General features: G+C 65.2%; 14 protein-coding genes. 7 read left to right on the forward strand and 7 right to left on the reverse strand.

Going from position 1 to position 21,513, the window contains the following annotated elements; all coding sequences use genetic code 11:
* Nucleotides 1–9,886: peroxidase family protein (locus ACFW0H_RS22545; RefSeq protein WP_422916078.1), on the reverse strand; the 9,886-nt coding region annotated here is incomplete at its 3' end.
* A 937-nt stretch (nt 9,887–10,823) separates the two neighbouring features.
* Here ACFW0H_RS22545 and msuE point away from each other — a divergent pair.
* Genes msuE through ACFW0H_RS22565 form a run of 4 tightly spaced genes read left to right on the forward strand, consistent with a single transcriptional unit; the run spans nt 10,824 to nt 14,915 of the window.
* Nucleotides 10,824–11,387 (forward strand): FMN reductase, encoded by a 564-nt coding sequence (gene msuE / locus ACFW0H_RS22550; protein ID WP_422916079.1) that lies wholly within the window; start codon nt 10,824–10,826, stop codon nt 11,385–11,387.
* Between the two features lie 10 nt (nt 11,388–11,397).
* Entirely contained in the window at nt 11,398–12,543 is a 1,146-nt protein-coding gene (gene ssuD / locus ACFW0H_RS22555) for an FMNH2-dependent alkanesulfonate monooxygenase (protein ID WP_422916080.1), read from the forward strand.
* A gap of 36 nt (nt 12,544–12,579) precedes the next feature.
* Nucleotides 12,580–13,797 carry an acyl-CoA dehydrogenase family protein gene (locus ACFW0H_RS22560; RefSeq protein WP_422916081.1) on the forward strand — a complete coding sequence of 406 codons (1,218 nt, stop codon included), beginning with the start codon at nt 12,580–12,582 and terminating at the stop codon, nt 13,795–13,797.
* On the forward strand, nt 13,794–14,915 hold the full coding sequence (locus ACFW0H_RS22565) for a sigma-54 interaction domain-containing protein (protein ID WP_422916082.1): 1,122 nt from the start codon (nt 13,794–13,796) through the stop codon (nt 14,913–14,915). Before ACFW0H_RS22560 ends, ACFW0H_RS22565 begins: the two co-directional genes overlap by 4 nt.
* Nucleotides 14,916–14,919: 4 nt before the next feature.
* Here ACFW0H_RS22565 and ACFW0H_RS22570 read toward each other — a convergent pair whose 3' ends face one another.
* Both ACFW0H_RS22570 and ACFW0H_RS22575 read right to left on the reverse strand, forming a co-directional pair.
* Nucleotides 14,920–15,339: a hypothetical protein gene (locus tag ACFW0H_RS22570; RefSeq protein WP_422916083.1), complete on the reverse strand. Its 420-nt coding sequence runs from the start codon at nt 15,337–15,339 to the stop codon at nt 14,920–14,922.
* Nucleotides 15,339–16,415 carry a hypothetical protein gene (locus ACFW0H_RS22575; RefSeq protein ID WP_422916084.1) on the reverse strand — a complete coding sequence of 359 codons (1,077 nt, stop codon included), beginning with the start codon at nt 16,413–16,415 and terminating at the stop codon, nt 15,339–15,341. The genes ACFW0H_RS22570 and ACFW0H_RS22575 overlap by 1 nt, the downstream gene beginning before the upstream one ends.
* Nucleotides 16,416–16,682: 267 nt before the next feature.
* On the opposite strand from ACFW0H_RS22575, the gene ACFW0H_RS22580 reads away from it, so the two are divergent.
* The gene (locus ACFW0H_RS22580) at nt 16,683–16,862 is read left to right on the forward strand and encodes a hypothetical protein (RefSeq protein WP_422916085.1); all 180 of its coding nucleotides are present in this window, start codon (nt 16,683–16,685) and stop codon (nt 16,860–16,862) included.
* A 36-nt stretch (nt 16,863–16,898) separates the two neighbouring features.
* Here the strand turns inward: ACFW0H_RS22580 and ACFW0H_RS22585 are convergent, their stop codons facing one another.
* Nucleotides 16,899–17,372, reverse strand: coding sequence for a hypothetical protein (locus ACFW0H_RS22585; RefSeq protein ID WP_422916086.1), 474 nt, complete (start codon nt 17,370–17,372; stop codon nt 16,899–16,901).
* Entirely contained in the window at nt 17,369–18,220 is an 852-nt protein-coding gene (locus ACFW0H_RS22590; RefSeq protein WP_422916087.1) for a winged helix-turn-helix domain-containing protein, read from the reverse strand. Before ACFW0H_RS22590 ends, ACFW0H_RS22585 begins: the two co-directional genes overlap by 4 nt.
* Before the next feature lie 297 nt (nt 18,221–18,517).
* Between ACFW0H_RS22590 and ACFW0H_RS22595 the strand changes: the two genes are divergently transcribed.
* On the forward strand, nt 18,518–19,192 hold the full coding sequence (locus ACFW0H_RS22595; protein WP_422916088.1) for a DUF3313 domain-containing protein: 675 nt from the start codon (nt 18,518–18,520) through the stop codon (nt 19,190–19,192).
* A 46-nt stretch (nt 19,193–19,238) separates the two neighbouring features.
* Nucleotides 19,239–19,739 carry an outer membrane beta-barrel protein gene (locus ACFW0H_RS22600; protein WP_422916089.1) on the forward strand — a complete coding sequence of 167 codons (501 nt, stop codon included), beginning with the start codon at nt 19,239–19,241 and terminating at the stop codon, nt 19,737–19,739.
* Nucleotides 19,740–20,067: 328 nt separating this feature from the next.
* Here the strand turns inward: ACFW0H_RS22600 and ACFW0H_RS22605 are convergent, their stop codons facing one another.
* Nucleotides 20,068–21,027 carry an HlyD family secretion protein gene (locus ACFW0H_RS22605; RefSeq protein WP_422916090.1) on the reverse strand — a complete coding sequence of 320 codons (960 nt, stop codon included), beginning with the start codon at nt 21,025–21,027 and terminating at the stop codon, nt 20,068–20,070.
* Nucleotide 21,028: 1 nt separating this feature from the next.
* On the reverse strand, nt 21,029–21,367 hold the full coding sequence (locus ACFW0H_RS22610) for a DUF3302 domain-containing protein (protein ID WP_422916174.1): 339 nt from the start codon (nt 21,365–21,367) through the stop codon (nt 21,029–21,031).
* Nucleotides 21,368–21,513 lie beyond the last annotated feature (146 nt).

Here is a 21,513-nt window from a genome sequence, read left to right on the forward strand (position 1 = left end):
AGCTGGCCAGCGAGGTCGACACCGTGTCGCGCCCACCGCCGGCCAGTTCGTTCACCCCATCCGCGGCATCCGTGACCTCGTAGATATCGTTGCCCAAGCCACCGCTCATGGTGTCGGCACCCGCGCCACCGATCAGGATGTCGTTGCCGCTGCCACCGATCATCACGTTGTTCAGGGCGTTGCCGACACCGGTGAAGTCGGCGCTGCCATCGAAGATCAGGTTCTCGAGGTTGGCGCCCAGGGTATGGCTGGCCAAGGTGGTCACCAGCCAGTCCACCCCGCCGCCGGCGTCTTCGCTGACCACATCCCCGAGGTTGTCGACGTTATAGGCGTCATTGCCCTGGCCGCCGGCCATCATGTCGGCGCCGACACCGCCCACCAGCACATCATTGCCGACGCTGCCGACGATGACGTTGTCCAGGGCGTTGCCGATGCCGACGAAGTCGCCGCTGCCGCCGAAGAACAGGCCCTCGACATTGGCGCTCAGGGTGTAGCTGTTGAGCGACGTCGAGACCGTGTCATGGCCTCCACCGGCCGCCTCGAGAACCTGGTCGCCGGCGTCGGTGACTTCATAGACATCATTGCCGAGGCCGCCGATCATCGTGTCGGCCCCTGGTCCGCCTATCAGCACGTCATCACCGGCGTCACCGTTCAGGGCGTCATCGCCCAGGCCACCGAGCAGCGTGTCATTGCCGTCACCGCCGTTGATCAGGTCGGCGCCGATGGTGCCCGCCAGCGTTTCGGCAGCGGAGGTGCCATTGATCAGCGCACCGACGACCCCCGTAACGCCCGAGGTGACCGATTCAAGGGTGCCGCCATCATCCGTGAAGCTGGCCACCACCCGCAGGCTAAGGCCAACCTGCGCCGCCGTCGGGGTAAATCCGGGCTGGGTCGCCCCGGCGATGTCGGTGAAGGTGACGCCATCGCTCGAAGACTGCCACCGATAGTTGAAGACCGTGTTGGTGAGGCCATCCGGATCCGAGATGCTGCCACGGGAGGCGATCAGCCCCAGGCTCTGGGTCGGCGAGACATCGCTGATGGCCGCGGCTCCCGTCGGCGCATCGTTGGCGGTCGGAACAACCGGCGGCGTGACATTGGAGAACACGGTTTCCAGCACACCGTGGGCATCCCGGTAGATCGCCTTGACCCGCAGGGCAAGGCCCAACTGATCCGCGGTGATGCGGAAGGTCTTGCTGGTGGCCCGGGTCAGCTCACCGGCCGCGAAGGTGGTGATGTCCACGAACTCCCCGGAACCCGCGGCGGTTTCGGCCTGCCAGAAATAGGTCACCGGTCCGGTCACGCTGCCACCGGGGTTGTCGGGATCGCTGATCCCGTCCATGAAGGCCTCCATCAGCGCCCCGACATCAGGGGTGCTGTCGTTGACGGTCACGACCCCGGTCGGGGCTGCGTTACGGCCGGTCACCAGCAGCTGGCTGCTATCGGAGAACTCCAGTTGCTCGATACCGGTCAAGGTGTCCGTGCCGTCGACACCGGTGTTATCCGTAACGGTGATGATGTCGTCGTGCTGGTCGGCCGTGCCGCGATCGTTGATGGTCACCGTGTAGTTGCTGGCAACGCCGCTGAACACCGCGCTGTCGATCGAGTCGTCGCCCTGCACGATTTCCCTGACGGCCACCAGCATCCCGGCGTTGTAGCGGCCCGAGACCATGGATTGCACCAGGGTGGTCATGCTGTTGGCGCTGTCGATCTCGGTGGTCGGATCGAGGGGGTTGGTGCGTACGCTGATGCGCACGTTCAGCCACTTGTCGCCGTCGATCACGTCATTGCCACCACGACCTTCGATGATGTCGCTGCCACTGCCGCCGAGGATGATGTTGCCACCATCGAAGAAGGTCACCGCGGGCACCGTTGCGGTCGAGAGCACCTCGTTGAGGTAGGCCTGCAGGCCGGAGATCAGCGAGAGGTTGGTCAGCACGCTGCCCTTGGCGCCGGCAGTCGGCAGGGTGAGCGGACTCGAGTTGTCGCCGCGCAGTATGTCACTGAACGCCGAACCGGAAATCCCCTCGACGAAGTCCATGCGGGTCAGCACCGAGGCTCCCGAGCCCGGCAGCGCCGGCTGGTCGAAGAAGCGGCCATCGATGTCGACGGTGACGCCCATGGTGTCGTTCTTGAAGCTCGCCCAGTCATAGCCGGAGCCGCCGACATAACGGTCGCCCATGCCAGGGCTGCCGACCATGATGTCGTCACCGCCCTCGGCGTTGAACTTGTCGTTCTCGCCGCTGCCGATGTAGATGTCGTTGCCGGGGACCGGGTCGTTGCCGGCAGGATCGAAGTTGTCGCCAGGCGCACCGTCGGACGTACCGGCCTCGATCCAGTCGTCACCCTCGTTGCCCATGTCCTGTTCGTTGGCCTTCGAGCCCAGGATGAAGTCGTTGCCCTGGCCGCCGAAGGCTTCGCTGGCGTCTTCACCGGTGACGATGAAGTCGTTGCCGAAGCCGCCGAGGATCAGGTTGACGCCATTGCCACCCTGGATCACGTCGTTGCCGTTGTCACCCTTGATGTTGTCGTCACCACCGATGTCCGTGATGATGTCGTCGCCATCGCCACCATTGATGAAGTCGTTGCCGTAGCCACCATCCAGGCGGTCATTGTTGCCGTCGCCGTAGAGGGTGTCGTCGCCATCGCCGGAGCGCAGGATGTCGGCATTGGCCGAACCGCCCATCACGATGTGGTCTTCACCGCTGTACTTCAGGTAGTTGGTGTCCAGCCCTGCCGTCGTCGGGTTGTCGCGCGATACCAGCGGGAGCATCGTACTGGCGCCGAGCGGGTCGGAGTTGCCGAGTATGCCGTCCGGTCCCGCGACATCGTCGAGGGTTCCCTGGATACCATCCAGGCCGGCATCGTTCAGTGCGGTGTGCTGCTTGGTCGGATCGACCTCCAGCGTCCAGGTCGCCGTATTGAACACGATGGCCGGCAGGTGGGTCGCACTGGAGTTGGCCATGATCAACTTGGCGAAGGAGTTACCCTCCAGCTCGGCGTTGAAGTTCATGCCGGCGGTGCGTTCCAGGTAGTAGAAGCGGTCGCCGTCCTGCAGTTTCTCCAACTGGTTCTCGAACACGAAGTTGAAGGTCGATCCCAGCATGCCGCCGAAGGGCGTGACCTTCTCGGCCAGGCCGCCGATCCAGAAGTCCACCGAATCCAGGCCCGTGGTGGCCGCCGGACCATTGAGGAAGTCCAGGCGGTCGGCGGGCGCAGTAGCCCCGCCGAGGACGATGGCGGACGCCGCCGCGCGCTTGTCGGCCAGGGTCGTGGCCGCGGTGATGCTGGCATGGGTGCCATAGGCCGCGATGAAGTTGATCAGCGACTCCGCATGCTTGAGGTGCATCGCGAAGTCGGCCCAGCTGGTGTACGGCTTCAGGTTGCTGTCACCGGTGGCGGTGTAGAACTGCGCACGGGCGTGGTTGAGGGACGGAACCCCGGCATCACGGCCCCGGGCGAGGTTCAGCGCTGGCAGGTCGAGTGGCAGGCCCACCAGGTTGTTGCGCAGCGCCTCGGTGACGAACTCGTCGATCTGGTTGCCGACCTCGCGGGTCACACCGCGAACGATGGCACCGGTGGCTTCCTCGGGCGTCAGGCCGCTGGCCTCGTAGGCCAGGGGGTTGAGGAAGGCCTGGATCAGGCCGAGCTGTTGATTGCCCGCGGCAAGCGGATCGGCGTCGCCGACGACGTTGAAGTTGGCGTCGAAGCGATCGACCGATTCGGTCAGCATCGAGTGGCCGAAGCGGTAAACCGTGTGGGCGAACTCGGCGACGATCGACGGATCGAGATCCACGTCATAGACCTGGGTCGGCGCGAAGAACGGGTCGACGTTCGGCTGGATGGTCCGCGCGAATTCCTCGAACACCAGGTGCTGGTACTGCATCTCGGTGCCGAACTTGGCCACCTGGAACAGGCGCTCGCCATTCCATTCCAGGGCACCGATCTCGGCCGCGGTGGTCGGGAAGGTGGTCACCGGCGTCAGCAGCCATTCGTTGATGAAGGCCAGGTCATTGCTGGCCAGCACCGTGGACTTGGTCTGCTCGACCAGGCGGTTGTGCTCGGAGTGGAAGATCGCGTGCACCGCGGTCAGGCCGATGTTCTCGTTGACCCGGCCGTCACCGGCCATGTAGTGCGCATCCAGCAACTCGTTGTCGTAGGTGCCGGGCGCAGGTGTACCGCCAATGACGGTGTCCGCATCCGGGGTGAGCGCCGCGCCGGTCTGGCTGTCCACCGGAACGGCGGTGTGCGCGATGTCGATGAGGAACTGGTGGCCGGTGCGCACTGCGCTGGTCAGGTCGATCGGCGCGGCGCGGTTGCCTTCCACCAGCACATCGTCAGCGGTGCCGGGCAGGCCGTCCGGCCCCACCATCACCACCTGCGGCATGCCACCGGGCCCCTTGATGAAGTTGCCATAGAGGTCGGTGGCCAGCAGCGGCACGTTGTCGAAATCGGCATCGGTGAGGTTGATCCCCAGGATGTCGTGGGCCTGGGCCTTGACCACCTTCCAGGTGGCCATGCCGCCGATCTCGCGGTCATCGGCCGTACCGAACACGCCATCGGCGCCCAGGTCACGGTTGGTGATCAGCTTGCCGGTGGCCACCGGATCACCAGCGGCATTGAGCGTATAGGCGCGCAGGAACACCTGGTGCGACGGGTGCGAGCTGTAGGTCTGGTTCTGGTCGACGAAGGGCGAGGTGGTGTTCTGGTTCTCCCGCGTATCGTCGGCGGTGCCGAGAATGCCATCCGCCCCGGGACCGGCGAATTGCGTGGCGCGGGTCAGGACCATGAAGTTGGTCGGGCTGCCGGGCACGAAGCGCGGGTCATCCGGGTTCAGCGGCATGAACACGATACCGTTGCCGCCCTTGGTGACCAGGTCCAGGCCATGGTCGAAGAACTGCCCGAAGAAGGTCATCCAGGCATTGAAGGGCGCCGACAGGCCGGCATCCGGTTTTTCGTTGGCGAAGAAGAAGGTCTGGAAGGTCGAGCCGTCGGTGCGGGTTCCGGTCACCACCTGCACACCGTCCTTCAGCACATCGTCAGCCGTACCGAGGACACCGTCCACGCCAGGATCGAACGCCGTCGCGAGCGCCGCCGGGTTGGTGGCGGTCTGGTCGACAATCAGGTTGGAAATGGTGCGCGGCTGGGAGTCGGTCACATCGACGGCCGAGTCATAGGTGGTACCCGCTTCGGCGGGACGGAACTCCGCCGGCAGCAGCCGCGGGAAGAGGTTGTCGGCGGCGCCGAACTGGCTCTGGTCGATGCCGGAGAACTCCAGCAGGTTGTTGAACTCACCGCTCACCGTGCGCAGGCCCGCCGAGGCGCGCACGTTGGGCACCAGCGACAGCAGGTCGACACCCGCGGCATGGGCCTCGGCGATGCGGATCTGGTCGAGGATGAAGTTCAGGTCCGAACGCACCAGCTGGATGCCCGGCCCGCTTTGCGTGACGCCCGGTCCCGGATCGGGAACGAAGGTCGGCGGCGGCGGGACGAAGGGCGCCACGGCGGCGGTGGGTGCAGAGAACACCTGCTCGGTCGTGCCAAGGGCGTCCGCATAGACCCCCTTGACCCGCAGCACCAATCCAGCCACATCCGGGGTGATGCGGAAGCGAATGCCATTGGCGCTCTGGAAGGCAAGGTCACCGGCCGGCGCGGCGATGATGTCCTCGAACACACCGGACCCTGCGATTCGCTCAACCTGCCAGACGAAGTTGACGTTGGTGATGGTGCCGCCGGGGTTGTCGGCATCGGTCACGCCCGCGCTCGACACGGTGAGGAAGTCGCCGACCTCCAGCGCCCCGCCATTGGTATCGGTGATGGTCAGCGCGCCCACCGGCTCGGCATTCAGACCGGGGACCAGCACAACGGCGCCGTCGGAGAACTGAACCCGCTCGATGTTGGTGAGGCGGTCAGTGCCGTCGCGGCCGACGACCTGGTCGGCGACCGTGAACGAACCGTCGGCGTTGGGCGTAATGATGTACTCGGCGGTGAGTCCCCGGTAGTTGGCGGTGTCGAACGCCGCGGTGCCGGTCAGCAATTCCCTCACCGCGACCAGTTGGCCGGGGGTGAAGGTGTGGTTCAGCATCAGCGGAATGAGGTCGATCATGCTGTCGAAGGTGGCGATCTCGGCCCCGGTACCGTCGGGGTTGGCGCGCACGCTGATGCGTACGTTCAGCGAAAGGTCGCCATCGAGCAGGTCGTCGCCGCCGCGGCCTTCGATAATGTCGCTGCCGCTGCCGCCAAGGATGATATTGCCGGTGCCGAACTGGTCGTCAGCCGTGCCGACTACGCCATCCGGACCCGCTGCGGCGGCACCCAGGAATGCCCGCAAGCCGGTGATCAGGTCGAGGTTGGTCAGCACGTTGCCCGTCGCTGTGACCCCTGCGAGCGCTGCCGCATCGGCGTTGTCACCCATCAGAATGTCGGCGAAGGCCGAGCCGGAAAGCCCCTCCACTTCGGCGAAGCGGTCGAAGATCGAGGCGGGCGATTGCGCGACCGGGAAGGCCAGGTGGTCACCCACCTCACCAATGCCGAGGAAGGCCGCCAGGGCCAGGTCGACGGTCACGCCGATCCGGTCGTTCTTGTAGGTGATCCAGTCATAGCCGGACATGCCGTCCATCTTGTCCTGGGCATCGCTGCCGACGAAGATGTCGTCGCCGCCCTCGCCGATCATCTCGTCGAAGCCACCGCCACCGATGAAGATGTCGTTGCCGATGATGTTGTCAGCCAGCAGGGGGGCGAAGTTGTCGCCAGGCGCGCCATCCTGGGTGCCCTTTTCGATCCAGTCGTCACCCTCGTTGCCGGTCGGCGGCAGGCTGGTCTTGGCGCTGTAGATGAAGTCGTCGCCCTGGCCGCCGAAGGTGGTGGAAATGTCTTCGATGGTGACGATGAAGTCCTTGCCATCACCGCCCAGGATCAGGTTGCCGCCGCCGCCGGCCATCATGTTGCCGACCACGATCACGTCGTTGCCGGCGCCACCCTCCATGCGGTTGTCGCCCCCGGCATCGGTGAGGATGTCGTCGCCGGCGCCGCCCATCACGGTGTCGTTGCCGTAGCCGCCTTCCAGTTCGTCGTTGCCTTCATCGCCGTACAGCGTGTCGTCGCCATCACCGGAGATGGTGATGTCGTTGCCGACGGTGCCGCCGATTACGATGTGGTCTTCGCCGGTGTAGTGCAGGAAGTTGGTGTCCGCGCCAACCGTATTGGGGTTGTCGCGGATCACCAGCGGGATGATCTCGACCGCGCCAATCGCGGTGCCGCCAGTGGGGTCGCTGCCGCCGGGCAGATCATCGAGGGTACCGACGATGCCGTCGGCACCGGCTATTACGCCCTGATTGAACTGCTTGGTCGGGTCGACCTCGAGGTTCCAGGTCGGGGTGGAGAAGATCGCGTTCGCCAGGTGCACGGCGTCGGTGTTGTTCATCACCAGCTTGGCGAAGGAGTTGTTCTCCAGCTCGGCACCGAAGTTCAGCCCCGCGGTGCGTGCCAGGTAGTAGAAGCGGTCGCCGTTCTGCAGCGACTCCAACTGCGTCTCGAAGACGAAGTTGAAGGTGGAGCCGAGCATGCCGCCGAAGGGCATCTTCTCTTCAGCCAGGCCGCCGATCCAGAAATCGACCGCATCCAGGCCGGTCGTGGTCACGCCATCCGCGCCGCTGGCCCAGACACCGGTGCTGTTGAGGAAGTCCAGGCGGTCGGTGGCTACCAGGCCATCGGCGTTTTGATCGGTCCCCAGCACCAGTTCCATGGCAGCCAGGCGCTTGGCAGCCAGGGTCGTGGCGCCGGTGATACTGGCATGGGTGCCGTAGGCCGCGATGAAGTTGATCAGCGACTCCACGTGCTTCAGATGGCCGGCAAAATCCACCCAACTGATGTAGGGCGTCAACTGTTCATCGCCGGTCATGCGATAGAACTCGCGGCGCGCGGCGTTCAGCGAAGGAATGCCGGTGTCGCGACCACGGGCGATGTTCAGCACAGCCAGGTCGAGCGGCAGCCCCACCAGGTTGTTGCGCACGGCCTCGGTGATGAACTCGTCGATCTCGTTACCGACCTGACGGGTCAGCCCGCGTACGAGGGCGCCGGCCGCCTGCTCCGGAATCGGGCCGCTGGCGGCGAAGGCCAGCGGGTTGAGGAAGGCGGAGATCAGCCCCATCTGCTGGGCGTTGGTCGGGTGCAGCGGGTCGACGGTGACCGGATTGAAGGCGGCATCGAAGCGATCCACGGTTTCCAACAGCATGGAGTGGCCGAAACGGAAAACCGTGTGGGCGAACTCGGCGACGATCGCCGGGTTGATCGTGGTGTCATAGCCCGTGGGAGCGAGGAACTCGTCCACCTGCGGCTGGATGGTGCGGGCGAACTCTTCGAACACCAGGTGCTGGTACTGCATCTCGGTGCCGAACTTGGCAGCCTGGAACAGGCGCTCGCCATTCCATTGCAGGGCGGCGATATCGGCAGGCGCGACCGGGAAAATGGTCACCGGCACAAGCAGCCACTGGTTCAGGGTGGCCAGATCATCGGCCGTGGCCAGGGCGCCGGGAGAGAGCAAGGTGCTCTTGGTCTGCTCCACCAGGCGGTTGTGCTCGGAGTGGAACACATGGTGCACGGTGGTCAGGCCGATGTTCTCGTTGGCCCGGCCGTCGCCGGCAATGTAGTGCTGATCCAGCAGCTCGTTGTCGTAGGTGCCTGCCGGCTGCGGACTGCCGGCGTTGATCACGGTGTCGGCGTCGGCCACCAGGCCACCGGTGGGATCGGCACTGTGGGCGATGTCGATGAGGAACTGGTGCCCGGTGCGCACGGCATTGGTCAGGTCGATCGGCGCCAGCGGATTGCCCTCCACCAGCACATCATCGGCAGTCCCGGCGATGCCATCGAACCCCTTCATCACCACCTGCGGGAAACCATTCGGGCCCTTGATGAAGTTGCCATAGGCGTCGGTGGCCAGCAGCGGCAGGTCGAATACATCGGCGTCGGTCAGATTGATCCCGAGGATGTCGTGGGCCTGGGCCTTGACGACCTTCCAGGTGGCCATGCCGCCGATTTCCACATCGTCGGCGGTGCCAAAACGCCCATCGACGCCCAGATCACGGTTGGTGATCAACTTGCCGGTGGCCATCGGCTGGCCCAGGGCGTTCAGCTCATAGGCGCGCAGGAACACCTGGTGCGAGGGGTGGGACGTATAGGTCTGGTTCTGATCGACGAAGGGCGAGGTGGTGTTCTGGTTCAGGCCCGGCCCGCCGAACTGGGTGGCGCGGGTCATCACCATGAAATTGGTCGGGCTGCCCGCCACGAAGCGCGGATCGTCCGGCTGCAGCGGAACGAACACGATGTCGTTGCCGCCCTTGGTCACCAGGTCCAGGCCGTGGTCGAAGAACTGCCCGAAGAAGGTCATCCAGGCGTTGAACGGTGCTGACAGCCCGGCATCCGGCGCAACGTTGGGGATGAAAAAGGTCGACGCGTCATCCGCGGTGCCGAATGTCCCGTCGAGGCCGGGGCTCAACACGGTAGTGGCACCCGGGGTCTGTGTGGCGGCGGCCAGCGCGGCCGGGTTGTTGACAGTGAAGTCGACGATCAGGTTGCTGATGATCCGCGGCTGACTGTCGAACACCGTGCCGCTGGTCTGGGCATAGCTGGTGGGCGCGGACCCCGGTACGAAGGGGTTGCTGTCGGCCGTGCGGAAGACCGGGTCGAGCAGCCGCGGGAATATGTTGTCCGCTTCACCGAACGCGCTCTGCCCGGCCACCAGGTTGTTGAAGGAACCATCAATGGTGCGTAGTCCCCAGGGCACCTGCACGTTGGGCAGCAGGTCACGGAGATTACGGCCGGCAGCGTGGGATTCGGCGATGAGTATCTGCTGGAGGATGAAATCCAGGTCCGACAGGTTGAAGTTGGCCATTTTGCTGATTCCTCAATTCCTACCGCGTAGGGGCGTGCGCCATGGCATCAGGCACGGGACGCCACGCTTTCGACTTGACTGCGGGATTTGGGGGACTAGATGACGCCTACCTTCAAGCGACGCTGGTGCTAGCGCGATTCATGCTCTTCAGCAGGAGGTTCTATCCCTGAGAGGGTCGGCGCGAAGACGCCGACGCCGGGTTCATCGACCCGGCGGACCGTGATATTCGGTGAGGTGCAGCGAAGCGGGCGGAATCGCCTCCTGGAACCAGACTTGCGAACCAGCGTTCATGACGTTCTCCCAAACCTTCATCGTTCCCCGGCCAAGACCGCCCTCACGGTACAGCTGCCGCGCCAGGAAACAATTTCTTACATACCTGAATAAAGATTTGGCCAGAAACACTGTCAAGCGACCGTCGGACTGGCAACTTCAGAGGCAATACGTCGATCAACTATTTGTTTTGTATTAACTTTTCACTGAAACATCTTCTTACAAAGATGATAATGCGTGGTACTTCGGGGCTATCACCACCCATTTCGGGGGCTATCACCAATTCCTGGAAGGCCCGATATAGAGCCTTCACGACAGGTGCCATCCGTTAATCCGCTGTTTGCCACCGTCCGGAGGAGGCCGGCGAAAACTTGCAGGATTGTAAATTCTGTGAGTCAAAAAACCGTTCTTCCCACCTGAGTCGAAGAACAGCGTGCCGCCATTGGCCGCCTCGACCAGCCGGCCTTGCCGCTGATGGCGCCGGCGAAGGCGCCCTCCTCATGACGAACTGTTGCCACAGCAACACCCCATCAGCACAACTGTTGCCAATCGACCAGCGACAACCCGGCAAACAGCGCCGAACTGCCCTGATTCCGCACAGTTGGCGCCTTGGTACGCCCCTTGCTCTATCCCTCTGCACACAGCGCAACATCACAAGGGATACCCCATGACCAAGCCGATCAAAGTGGTCGCTGTCACCGGCAGCACCTTCCGCCCTTCCCGCACCCTGGTGCTGACCCAAGCCATCGTCGCCGAACTGGGCAAGCACCTGCCCATCCACAGCCATCTCATCGAACTGGGCGATATCGCCCGTTCGGTGGGCGGCGCCCTGTCGCGCAAGGAACTGCCGGAGACCGTCGAGCACGAGCTGCGCGCCATCGAGACCGCAGACCTGCTGGTGGTAGCCGCGCCGGTCTATCGCGGCTCCTACCCGGGCCAGTTCAAGCACCTGTTCGACCTGGTCGACCTCAACGCCCTGGTCGACACCCCGGTGCTGCTCGCCGCCACCGGCGGCAGCGAGCGCCACGCCCTGGTCCTGGATCACCAGCTGCGCCCGCTGTTCAGTTTCTTCCAGTCGCTGACCCTGCCCATCGGCGTCTACGCCTCCGAGGCCGACTTCGACAACTACCAGATCGCCAGCGACGCCCTGAAAGCCCGCATCGCCCTCGCCGCCGAACGCGCCGCGCCGCTGTTCATCGGCAATGCCGCCGACCTGCTGAAGATCGCCTGAAGGACCTGACATGAACGTTTTCTGGTTTCTCCCCACCCACGGCGACGGCCACTTCCTCGGCACCAGCCAGGGCGCCCGGCCGGTTTCCCTGCCGTACCTCAAGCAGGTCGCGCAGGCCGCCGACAGCCTCGGCTACCACGGCGTGCTGATCCCCACCGGCCGCTCCTGCGAGGACTCCTGGGTGGTGGCCTCGGCCCTGGCGCCGCTGACCGAGCGCCTGCGCTACCTGGTGGCGATCCGCCCGGGAATCATCTCCCCTACCGTCTCCGCGCGCATGGCCGCCACCCTGGATCGCCTCTCCGGCGGTCGCCTGCTGATCAACGTGGTCACCGGCGGCGACCCGGATGAAAACCGTGGCGACGGCATCCACCAGAGCCACGCCGAGCGCTATGAGGTGACCGACGAATTCCTGCGCATCTGGCGTCGCGTGCTGCAGGGCGAGTCGGTGGATTTCGAGGGCAAACACCTCCATGTGGAAAACGCCAAGGCCCTCTACCCACCGATCCAGCGGCCCTACCCGCCGCTGTACTTCGGCGGCTCCTCCGAGGCCGCCCATGACCTGGCCGCCGAGCAGGTGGACGTCTACCTGACCTGGGGCGAACCACCGGCGGCGGTGGCGAAGAAGATCGCCGACGTGCGCGAACGCGCCGCCCGCCATGGCCGCACGGTGAAGTTCGGCATCCGCCTGCACGTGATCGTCCGGGAGACCGCCGAAGAGGCCTGGCGCGCCGCCGGAAAGCTGATCGAGCACATCTCCGACGAGACCATTGCCGCCGCCCAGCAATCCTTCGCCCGCTTCGACTCCGAAGGCCAGCGGCGCATGGCCGCGCTGCACGGCGGCCAACGCGACAAGCTGGAAATCGCCCCCAACCTCTGGGCCGGCGTCGGCCTGGTGCGCGGCGGCGCCGGCACCGCCCTGGTGGGCGACCCGCAGCAGGTGGCGGCACGCATCAAGGAATACGCCGACCTCGGCATCGAAAGCTTCATCTTTTCCGGCTACCCGCACCTGGAAGAAGCCTATCGCTTCGCCGAACTGGTCTTCCCGCTGCTACCCGAACCCTACGCCAGCCTGGCCGGTCGCGGCGTCACCAACCTCACCGGCCCCTTCGGCGAGATGATCGCCAACGACGTGCTGCCCAGGGCCGCCGCGAGCTGAACCACCCCGCCCCTTCCCAGGCGAAGGGGCACCCCCATGACAAGCAACTCATCTGAAGAGGTACTCCGCGTGAATGCCCCGCAGCATCTCACCCTCCCCTCGCCCCTGGAGATCGCCCGCGAACTGGCGGCAGGGTTCGCCGAATCCGCCGCCGAGCGCGATGCCCGCGGCGGTACGCCGAAGGCCGAACGCGACGCCATCCGCCAGAGCGGCCTGCTCTCGCTGATCATTCCCGAGGCAGACGGCGGCCTGGGCCAGGACTGGCAGACCACGCTGAACGTGGTGCGCGAGTTCGCGCGGGTGGACAGCTCCATCGCCCACGTCTTCGGCTTCCAGCACCTGATGCTGGCCACCGTGCGCCTGTTCTCCCGCCCCGAGCAGTGGCAGCCCTGGTTTCAGCTCACCGCACGCCACCGCTGGTTCTGGGGCAACGCCCTGAATCCGCTGGACACCCGCACCACGGTGAAGAAGCAGGATGGCTGGCGCGAGTTCTCCGGCAGGAAAAGCTTCTGCTCCGGCGCCCTGGATTCGCAGATGCTGATCGCCTCGGGCCTCGACGAAGAAACCGGCAAGCTGCTGATCGCTGCCGTGCCCACGGCGCGCAGCGGCATCAGCCTGGCGGACGACTGGGACAACATGGGCCAGCGCCAGACCGACAGCGGCAGCGCCACCTTCGAGCGGGTGCGGGTCGAGGAGAATGAACTGCTGCTGGATCCGGGCCCGCTGAGCACGCCCTTCGCCTGCCTGCGTCCGCTGATCGCGCAATTGATCTTCACCCACATCTTCCTCGGCATCGCCGAAGGCTCCTTCGAGGAAGCGCGCGCCTACACCCTCAAGGAGGCCCGCCCCTGGTTCAAGTCACCGGCCAGCCACATCGGCGAAGACCCCTATGTGCTGGCCCACTACGGCGAATTCTGGGTTGGCCTGGAAGGCGTGCGGGCCCTGGTGCAACGGGCTGCCACCCTGCTGGATGCCGCCTGGAACCAGGGCCCCGACCTTGGCGACGCCCAGCGCGGTGAACTGGCCCTGGCCATCGCCACCGCCAAGGTGGCGGCCACCCGCACCGGCCTCGACCTGTGCAGCCGCCTGTTCGAAGTGACCGGCGCGCGCTCCACCCATGCCGCCCTGCGCCTGGACCGCCACTGGCGCAACCTGCGTACCCAGACCCTGCACGACCCGGTGGACTACAAGGTCCGCGAGCTGGGCGAGTGGGCCCTCAACCAGACTCTGCCGAAGCCGACCTTCTACTCATGAAAGCACCGCGCCAAGCTCCCTCCAGCCTGCTCACCCTACCCCCATCCCCGGCCCTGGCCACCTCGGTGCGGGCCACCGCCCAGGTCTTCGAGGACCCGAAGTCCCAGGCCCTGCTGGCACACCTGCAGCAAGTGGCGCCCAGCGAGGCCAGCGTGCTGATCATCGGCGAGACCGGCACCGGCAAGGAGCTGGTGGCGCGCCATCTGCACAACCTCAGCGGACGCCGCAACGGCCCCTTCGTGGCGGTCAACTGCGGCGCCTTCTCCGAATCCCTGGTGGAAGCCGAGCTGTTCGGCCATGAGAAAGGTGCCTTCACCGGCGCCCTGGCGGCCAAGGCCGGCTGGTTCGAAGAGGCCAACGGCGGCACCTTGTTCCTCGACGAGATCGGCGACCTGCCCATGCCCATCCAGGTCAAGCTGCTGCGGGTGCTGCAGGAGCGCGAAGTGGTACGCCTGGGTTCGCGCAAGAGCATCCCCATCGATGTGCGGGTGCTGGCCGCGACCAACGTGCAACTGGAGAAGGCGATCAATGCCGGGCACTTCCGCGAGGATCTCTACTACCGGCTCAATGTCGTCAGCCTGGAACTCAGCCCGCTGCGCGAGCGTCCCGGCGACATCCTGCCGCTGACCCGCCACTTCATCGACGAATACAGCCGCCGCCTCGGCTACGGCCGCAGCGAACTCGGCCCCGAGGCCGAACGAAAACTGTGCAGCTATTCCTGGCCGGGCAATATCCGCGAGCTGGAGAACGTCATCCACCACACTCTGCTGATCTGCCGAGACGGTGTGATCCAGGCCGCCGACCTGCACCTGTCCAACCTGCGCATCGACCGCCCGGACGAGCCCCGTGCCGGCGAAGGCGGCGCCGACGCGCAATTGCAGCAGGCCTTCCAGCGGCTCTTCGCGGAACAGGCCGGCAACCTCCACCAGAAGGTGGAAGACGCGCTGCTGCGGGCGGCCTACCGCCACTGCCACTACAACCAGGTGCACACCGCCAACCTGCTCGGCCTCAGCCGCAATGTCACCCGCAGCCGCCTGATCGCCATCGGCGAACTGGTGGTGAGCCGCCGTGGCGTGCAACGCATCGACGGCCAGCGCGACGTGCAGCTGTCGGTCTGATCGCTCAGCTCGGCCGGGACGTCCCGACGGGCAGCAGTTCGGGGGCCTCGCACTCGTCAGGCGCGATCGAGCCGTCCTCGGCCGAGACTGGGTCACCCACGGCATCCAGGCCCACCACGGCGATCACGCGGTAGCAGTCGACGTCTTCGTCCAGTGGGAAGGCGAACAGCCGCACCGTTTCTGGCAGCGCGATCCGGTGCACCTCCTCGCCGAGTGCCAGACCATCGCGAAAGGCTTCCAGATGCAGTTCCGCGGCAACAGCGTCGCCGTCTTCGTCGCGGCTCAGCACACCGACAAAACTGTCCTCGTCGTCGATCGGCTGCAACCAGTGGCTACGCAGGTGCACCTCGGCCGCCAGCGTGGGGGCGGACATGGCCAAGCCGATCAGGCAGCAGGCCAACAGGGTCCGGAAGGACAGTCCCATCAGCGGCTGCTCAGCTGCACATAGCCGTCCTGCGTCGGCAGGCCGAGCCACTCCTGCCAGCGCCGCAGGTCGCCTCGCGCCTTCTCGAACAGTGCACCGGCCTGCATGTCCTCCAGGGAGCTCACGCACTCCTCCACCAGGACCTCCTCGCGCAGGCAGGGATTGTCCGCTGGCAGCTGGGTGCCCGACAGGTAGGTGACGAGGAAGTAGGTGGCCGCGTTGTCCGAGGGGAAAATGTGCTTGCCGCCGGTGTTCAGCCAGCCGCGCAAGGCTTCGGTGAGGTTGTCGGCATAGGCCCTGGCATCGGGGGTGAAATCGACCCTGGTGCAGTCCGTCAGGTAGAGGTTGCTGGCGCTGCCCCCGGCGACCTTGCCGAACAGGGTGCAGTACAGGCTCACGTAGCTCCCCTCCATCACCGGCCCGGGGAATTTCTGCGGATCGCCGTGCAGTTTCGCCTGGACGTTGAACAGCTCGTCGGCACCGGGAAGTTCGACGACCACGTCATCGGCGAAGTCCGTGCGCACGGCGAGGATCTCGCCACTGACGATGAGCCTGCGGCCCTTGTAGAGCGGATCGATGGCCGCCTCGTCGTCTTCATAGAGCCGCGCGAGCTTGGAACTGGGCAGGCGCTCCACCGGATTGACCATCGACAGGGTGTTCAGCGCCGACGTCCCGCCCGCCAGGGCGATCAGGTAGTCCTGTTCCATGATGTGGCGGAAGAAGTTCAGCGCGCCGGGGTTCACCTCCGGACGGGGGCGGGCGTCGGGCGGGATCACGGCGTCCGCGTCGGTCAGCAGGCGCAGCAGGCTGGATGCCTGGTCCGGGTAGTCGGCATGGGTGGCGACATGCACCCCGAGGAGGAACAGCGGCACCGCCAGGATCGCCAAGGCTATGCCACTGCCCTGTTTCCCCGACAGGCTTTCTATCGGCCGCCAGGAAGCCGGGCACAGCCAGACCGCGCCGGACAGCATCAGCAACCCGCCGATGATGGAACTGCCCATGACCCCGAAGGACAGGGCGACCAGGACCGAACAGACGCCCCAGCAGACAAGCCTGATGACAGGTAAGAACTTCATTCGACGCCCCTTCTCGTAGCAAGACTGGCCCCGGCGTTTCCCGGCAGGCCATGGCCTGCCTCGGGTCATCGACCGCGGGACGGTCGGATTCTCGAAAAGGAGATGCGGAAATGAAAATCAGCAATCCTCATTTGCGCTCAGCGCCGCCCTGGCGCCGGGGCGCGTCCGACGGCCCGCGCAGGGCAAGCGGCAATGAGCATTTTTGATTCGCATCAGGCTCGCCGCGCCTTCGACAATCGGCACGACAACCGCCATGGAAGGTTCGAAATGCGGGTCCTGTGCCTCACTCCCGGGGAGAGCCTGGTCATCCAGCGTTCGCCGGATACCCTCACCCGCATCAAGGTCGTCCGCCTGCAATGGCCGATGATCGTGCTCGCCCTGGAAACCCGCAGCCTGGCCGGGGCGCTCCTGGAACGCAGCGAACTCCGCCTGCGGGAATCCTCCTGAAGGCAGGCGCCGATGCAGGGTGCCACCCCGGCCCGTTCAGCGGTTCAGGCAGCGAACATTGTCGATTTCCCGGGCGTAGTAGCAGATCACCCCGCTGCCCGGCACCGGCAGGAACTCCAGGCGCAGCATCGCCCCCGTGGCCAGGCCGTACTGACGGCCGAAGAACAGGTCCGGGATTTCGCTCATCCGCTCCATCGGCCTGGCACGGCTGGTATTGGCCTTCTGCAGGCGCAGGTCGAGATTGCGCGGGCCGGAATCGACGACCTCCGCCACCAGGGTTCCATAGTTCACCTCCGAAGCGACGCGCTCCATGGCGGCGAAGCTGAACACATCACCGATGATGATCCGCTCCTCCGACCGCATCAGGGTCCCATCGTTGAGCAGGATGTTGTTGGCGCCGTGATAGGAAACCCCACGGGTGTAGGCCGGACGGTCGATCACCAGGCCGGCCACCGCCAGCAGGGCGAGGGCTCCGAGGATGAAGGCATGCTTGTAGCGGCTCAACGTCATGGCTGGCCCCTCAGGCAACGCCGAACCATTTCCAGTTGCAGGTTGGCCATCGGGTTGTCCTCGAGAAAGATCAGGTTCGCCGTCGTACCGTCGGCGCGGATGCAGCTGAGATCAAAGAGCCGGTTCGAGCGATTGATCCAGACATGCCCGGCGAGGCCCTCCTCGCGGGTATTCAACGCCTGCTTGAAGACCTCGCGGCTGCGGGCGTTTTCCTCCGCGCTGTCGCCGACGAAGTGGTAGGTCATCGACCCCACCGGCACATCCTCGATCACCAGGTCCGAGGCGGCACCGTCGAAGGCACCGCCGCGCGACAGGCCCACCAGGGCGAGCAGGCAGAACATCGCTGCATAGGCGGGCAACAGCAGCTTCGGTGAATCGAGCAGGGCGAGCAGCCGCTGCCCACGGGTGATCGGCGGAACATCGGCAATCGGCTGCCCTGCTTCCTCGACGCGGCCGACCGGCGCGTCGGCGACGGCCGATGCCGATACGGATGCAGACTCGGGCTCGGCTGCCAGGTACTGCGCATTGAACCGATAGCCACGCCGCGGGACTGTCTGCAGCAGTTCGTGGTCGGTGCCGTCGTCGATCAGGTTGCGCAGGGTGAATATCGCCTGATTAAGACTTCCGGCGGCGACGACGCGATTATCCCAGGCGTACTCCATTATCTCGTTGCGACTCCGGGTCTCTCCCGGACTATCCAGCAGAAGTTGCAGCAAGCGCGATTCCGAATAGGAAATAGTCACTGCGCGTGGCTCGCCCGAATCCGAGCCTATATGCAACTGATTATTCGCGGCGTCGAATAAAACACTTTCGCCGCCCTTCAGGAAGAACTTGAACTGGCTTTTCATGAAAGTTCGCTGAGCTTATTGATTTGACTACCCGCGGGAGAAGACACGAATTCTCTCGCACATCGGCTGCGAGCAGCGCACTGCAGAGCAGAAATGACGATTTTTGATTCTTGTTTTCTTCGCGGCTGACTCAGAGTGCGGATGCGCCGGACGGGGCGCCGCAGCATACGCCTGCACGCTCCTCCGCTCCAGGCGAGCCGTCCGACGGCACGCCACGCCGCCGTCGAGGCCATGGCCCCAGGGCAACTCCCCAGTGTCGGGGCCGGGCGCATCGACGCGCCATCAACAGGAATCCCCATGCATATCAGAGAACTTTCCATCCTTTCGCTTTCGCTGAGCTTGTTCGGTTGTTCGATGGCGCCCGCCATCGACGTTGCCACTGTCTCCGGACAACAAGCCAATGCCCCATTGCAAATCATCGAACGAGACGAGGACAGCATCGCCTGGAAGAAATACCCAGCGCCCTTTTCAAGAAACCACGACAAGACAATATTCATCGATCTGGCCAAACCACTCGCACCTAACAACAACCAAACACCGTTCGAAGCGGAAACCAACAAACTGCTCCGACACTTCCGCGGCCAACTTGAACAACAACTTTCCTCCGCCGGTTACCGCCTGGTGGACCGGCCCAGGCCGGGTGCGCTGACACTCCGCGTCTCGATCAGCGACATCAAGCGCGAACCGCGCGATCCGAGCGTCATGGAATACATCCCGATCGGCTTCCTGGTCGGCCTCTCCCTGCACGCCACCGGCGTGCGCGACGAGACCCTCTACCTGTTCTTCGACAGCGAAGTCGCCGACGGCCGGACCGGCGAAACCCTGGGTCGCGCCGTCGACCGCGCCAGCGGCAGGAACATCGAGCAATCCGCGCAACCCGCCGTCGAGGACATCTATCCCGCCATGGATGCGACGGCGCGGCAGATTCGCGAACGCCTGGACAGGGAGTTCCAGAAAAAGGGATCGGCCTGATCCCAACACTCCCCCAACCCTTTCAACAGACCTTGCAGGAATACCCATGAAATTTGGCAAACAACTGGCAGCCGCCGTCCTGACGATCACCTCCCTCGGCGCCTTCGCCGACGATCGCGGCCTCTACCTCGGTGGCGGCGTGACCCGGGTGGAAATCGACGAGCACGCCCTGGGCGACGAGGACAACAGCTACAAGGCCTACGTCGGCTACCGCTTCAACCCCTACCTGGCCGTGGAAGGCGCCTGGGTCGACCTGGGCAGCTTCGGCGGCGGCCGCGCTGACTTCGAAGGCCACTCCCTCCAGGCTGCCGCCCACTTCGGCGTGCCGGTGGGCGACCGTCTGCGCCTCTTCGCCAGTGCCGGTGTCCACGCCTGGGACGCCGACTCGGATATCACCGGCGGCAGCAGCGACCTGGACCTGACCTACGGCCTCGGCGTCGAACTGGATGTGTTCCGCAACTTCGGCGTGCGTCTGGAGCAGGAAGTGCTGAAGGTCGGCGACGTCGACCTGGACCAGACCAGCGCCACCGCCTACCTCAAGTTCTGATACCCCCCGCGGCCCCTGCCCCGGCAGCGGGCCGCCTCTCTGCCTGTAGCTTGAGGCTGCGTTGCGCGGTCAGCCATCGCGCGAGGCTCGACCTCTGGTGCGCACGGCGCACCCTACCCACAACCCCGAACGACTCCCGTCCGCCGTAGGGTGCGCTGTGCGCACCGATTGCGGGATCGGCCATCGCGCGATGCTCAACCTCTGGTGCGCACGGCACACCCTACCGATGAATCCCAAACGACTCCTGCCCGCCAACCGATGTATCCCGAACGACTTGAGTCGTGACAGGCAGGGCCGCTCCCACTCAGGGGCGGGAGCGGCACCCGGCTCAATGGAAGGGGAAGATGTAGTTCATCCAGGCCGCCATGCGCAGGAGGATCTTGCGCATCACCGCCACATGGTGGAAATGCTGGCTGTAGAGCGCCGCCTGGCCGTAGGCGCCGCCGGGCATCAGGGCCGCGTACGGGGCATAGTCCGGGTCGGTGATCTCGACGATCACCGGCACCCGGCCAGGAGGCGGCGTGCCGGTGAAGCTGAGCAGGTTGCCGGAGGGCTGCACCTGGCCTTCGCCGATCACCGAAATCACCTGCTTCACCTTGCCCTTGAACACCTGGCCCGGGATGCCGTCGAAAGCCACTTCGGCCTCGTCACCGGGGGTCAGGCGCAATTGGCTGTTCTGGCGCATCCAGGCCGCGATGTAGTGCCCCTCGTCCGGGATGAACACCATGGACGGACGCAGCGGCAGCCGGGAGGCCATCATCCCCGGACGCAGCGACACGTGGGTCACGAAGCCCTTGCTCGGCGCGCGCACCACGGTGTTGTCCAGGTCGAACCGGGCGATGTTCAGTTGCGCCTGCAGGTCATCCACCCGCGCCGTGGTGAGATCCACGTCGCGGCGGTTGCCGACATTGCGCGCCGCCAGCTCACGAGCGCGAGACTGGTCGGCGCGGGCCGACACCAGCTGCGCCTTGATGGATTTGACCTTGTTCTCGAAGGGCGTCGGGTCGATGCGGAACAGCACATCGCCCTTCTCCAGGGGCTGATTGGTCTTGACCGGTACCTCCACCACCTGGCCGCTGACCGTCGGAATCACCGGCGTCGACACGAAGTAGCTGCGCGCCACTTCGGAGTACGGGTGGTTGTAGTTCATCAGGAAGATCAGCGTCCCGATCAGCACCACGCCGCCCAGCACGGCGGAGGGCACCGACCACTTGTTCAGCGGAATCTTGAAGATCTTGAAGATGGCGACGCAGATGGCCGTGTAGGTGAGGATCAGCAACAGGTCCATGTCAGGCCTCCTCTACCACGTTGGCCGAGCGGGAGGTCTCCCGTCCTTCCAGCCGTTCGAGGCGCTGGCGCATGTCGGCCAGTTGCCGCTCCAGTTCCGTCCGCGGCACGCCGAAGCCCCAGCCCCGGTCCTCGCGGTACAACATGGCCCAGATCCAGAGGAACGGCCACAGCGCGTGGAGGGTGAACAGGCTCACCCACCCGGCGGCGTGGATGGCGTCCCGGTGCGGATGGTTACGGTGCTTGGCGATCTCGTAGGGAATGTCGTGCAGCACGATGATCCCGTAGAACAGCACGATCACGACGAAGAACAGCACGCCTAGGGCAAAGTAATCGAGAATCCCATCACTGAGCATTTAATCACCTGGTTGGCAGGGGCACGCCTCTTCCGGCCGACTCATGTCCACTGCCGGAGAAGTTGCGCCTGCATGGGGTTTACGACCCGGCCGTTCGGCCCGGGTCAAAGGGCGAGCACACGCAAAGGAAC

This window comes from Metapseudomonas cellulosilytica (assembly GCF_049334135.1).
GTDB lineage: Bacteria > Pseudomonadota > Gammaproteobacteria > Pseudomonadales > Pseudomonadaceae > Metapseudomonas.